Below are 2762 nucleotides of genomic sequence, written 5' to 3'. Positions count from 1 at the left end.
TTCGGCAGGCCAGAACTTCCCCTCTTTCAACGGCTTCGGGCGGGGCATGCCGCTTGCTCATCTTGCCGCTTTCGAATTGCCCTTCCAGTACCTGGATCTTACAAAATCCGCAACCACCACCCCGGCAGCCCACTGGAACACACTTCAACCCCCTCTGCTCAATGGCCTTGAGCACACTCTGGCCTTCCTTGCAGGTAAAGTGGTCTCCAGTTGTGCGGTCGTACACCTGAAATCTGGCCATAGCTCTTCCTCTGATCGGATTTTTTCAAAAGAACAGTCTTTTAATTACACTCAGCTCTCAGCCAACGCTCATAACAAATCTCGCCCTCTCGGCCCAAGGCACATGAACATCTCATTTAAAAACCACCAGATATTGATAGTTTTTTTGAGCTTCAGAACCCCACCCTCCGTAAGGTACAGGAATTCCTTCGGTGGATTACAATTCAGCTGAATCTCCCTCAACTTCTGTTCTCGACCAACGCCAAGAGCCACCACATGCCTCATGAAACTCGTTGCGTAGCTTCCAACTCTACTCAGTCCACGAGAACAAAGCCGCCATTGCGAATCTCGACTATTCGCATATCGCTCTCCTCGTATAAACCGCCATGGTTATCGGGACCAAACGTGTAACTTCGACTCACACCAACCAAGTCGCGGGTTTGCTCCATGGCATCACGGATCGCTGCGGGATCGGTGTTGCCCGCCCGGCTGATCGCGTCGACTACTAGCAGAAGAGCGTCGTGAGAATAGCCAGCGAAACTATTAGGCGGACGGCCGTAACGATTTTGGTAGAGCTTACGGAACGCCATGCCTAACTCTCGCTCACTTGAGCCCTGCGGTAGCTGTTCTGCCACGAGCATAGCGGGAGTCGGCATGCGCATACCGTCGGCGGCCCGCCCAGCCAGTTCCGGGAACTCAGGAGCCGCCAGACCATGCGTCGAATAGAGTGGAACATTGAGGTCCAAGGCCGCATGATTACGGGCAATGATGGCTGGCTCGTTGCCGACATCGAGCAGTATGATTGCCTCCACGTCGGAGTTCCCACGAATGCGAGTTAATTGCGCAGTCATGTCCGAATCGCCCTTGGCGTACGTTTCGTCCATGACAACCTCGATTCCCTCGTACTCCGCCGCCAACTCCGAGTATGTTTGTCGTGCGGCACGACCAAAACCTGCGGAACTGGATAACAACGCAACCTTACTAATGCCTTTTTTTACCATATGAGCAAAGGTCTTATTGGCAACCATCTCCTCGCTCTCAGGATTAACGAATAGCCATTTTCTAATTGGCGAGACAACAACACGCGACCCTGCCTGGGAAATCATAGGCACGCCGTGGCGAGACGCCAACGTCTCCATTGCCAAGGTTGTCGGAGTGAGACTGCCACCAATCACCACGCTCACTCGATCCTGAGTAAGCAGCCGCTGCATCATGGTCCGGGCGCGCTCGGGGTTGGTCGCATCATCATAAAGAACCAACTCCAGTGGGCGCCCAAGTACCCCACCTTCCTGATTGACCTGTTCGACCATCAATTCCAGAGCATTTTTCTGGGCCTCGCCTATATAAGAAGCAGGACCGGTGACGGACTTGACCGCCCCTATGCGAATCGGATCTTCGGCCCTAGCTGGCATTGCTGATAAACTCATGACCGCGATTACAACCAAGGTGAAGTGCCTTGCCCATTTGGTGAGGCTCGTGAGGGATTTTTGTAGTTTCATTTCTTATTCTCCGTCAAAGTTAGTTACCTTGAAGCAAGCAGCTCGTGTGCACTCCAGCATAACCATCATCAATGTTTTCACGTTCGCCGTGAACCAGGCACTTTCTTTACGCTATAGAATAAACAGGGTGCCGACGGCACTGGCCACCAGCCGCCCTTCTATACTCACGGTTGCTTCCACATAGGAAGTTCGACGACCGGCTCTTACAACGTCGGCACGCACCTCGGCAACCTCCTGCTTGAGCGGCCGGTGGTATGTTACGGACAGATTCACCGACGTAAACCCCTCAGCGTTCTCGAGCCGCGAGGCATGGGCATAGCCCATAGCTGCGTCACAGGCTGCCGCGATATAGCCGCCCTGGACGACGCCATTAGCATTGATTGAGCGTTCGCTGGGTAACCAAAGGCACCGAGCGACACCATCCTCAGCCTTCAATTCCGTCAAGCCAAGATCTACATCGCAGGGGGCGAGGACCCCGGAATCCAAATTTATAAGCAATGGGTGTTTCATCAGATGGCTCCGTAAACCGATTCAGGCCTCTTCCATCGACCAAGGTACAAGGCTTGGGTTATCCAAAACCCAACTACGAATATCCTTTTTACGCAGCTTCGAAGAGAGGGTCTTGGGCAGCGGTTCGTCAACGAACAACACGAGCTTGGGAATTTCCGGCTTGCCCAGCCGTCCCTTACACACCTCCAGCAACTTCGCTTGCGTCAGCTCCGAGTCCTCGCGTGCTCTGACCACCGCCACCACGGCCTCGCCCCAATCCGGATGGGGAACGCCCACCACGGCGACTTCCTCGACATCCTCATGCAGGCTCAACACAGCCTCGACACTGGAGGGGAAAACATTCACCGCGCCGGTAATGATCAAGAAGTTTTTCCGGTCATGGAGGTAGATATAACCATCTTCGTCTCTGGAGGCGATGTCGTTGGTCTTCAGCCAACCGTCACCCGGGAACACCTCCTCGGTCTTCTCGGGCAGGTTAAGATACTCCTTCATGACCGGAACACCGCGCAGCCATAACTCACCCGTCTGATTAGG

4 protein-coding genes are annotated in these 2762 nt (G+C 54.2%); all 4 read right to left on the bottom strand.

The window, feature by feature from the left end:
- Positions 1-241: 2Fe-2S iron-sulfur cluster-binding protein (locus A8B84_RS15795; RefSeq protein ID WP_064232341.1), on the bottom strand; the 241-nt coding region annotated here is incomplete at its 3' end.
- A gap of 292 nt (positions 242-533) precedes the next feature.
- Positions 534-1718, bottom strand: a complete 1185-nt coding sequence (locus A8B84_RS15785; RefSeq protein WP_082905191.1) for an ABC transporter substrate-binding protein — start codon at positions 1716-1718, stop codon at positions 534-536.
- A 111-nt stretch (positions 1719-1829) separates the two neighbouring features.
- The gene (locus A8B84_RS15780) at positions 1830-2162 is read right to left on the bottom strand and encodes a PaaI family thioesterase (protein WP_161487087.1); all 333 of its coding nucleotides are present in this window, start codon (positions 2160-2162) and stop codon (positions 1830-1832) included.
- Positions 2163-2249: 87 nt separating this feature from the next.
- The coding region (locus tag A8B84_RS15775; RefSeq protein ID WP_138118293.1) for a class I adenylate-forming enzyme family protein at positions 2250-2762 on the bottom strand (513 nt) is incomplete at its 5' end.

It is taken from the genome of Marinobacter sp. EhC06 (assembly GCF_001650915.1).
Taxonomy (GTDB): domain Bacteria; phylum Pseudomonadota; class Gammaproteobacteria; order Pseudomonadales; family Oleiphilaceae; genus Marinobacter.
Note: the sequence above shows the minus strand (reverse complement) of the source record. Positions and strands in the feature narration are given on the sequence as shown.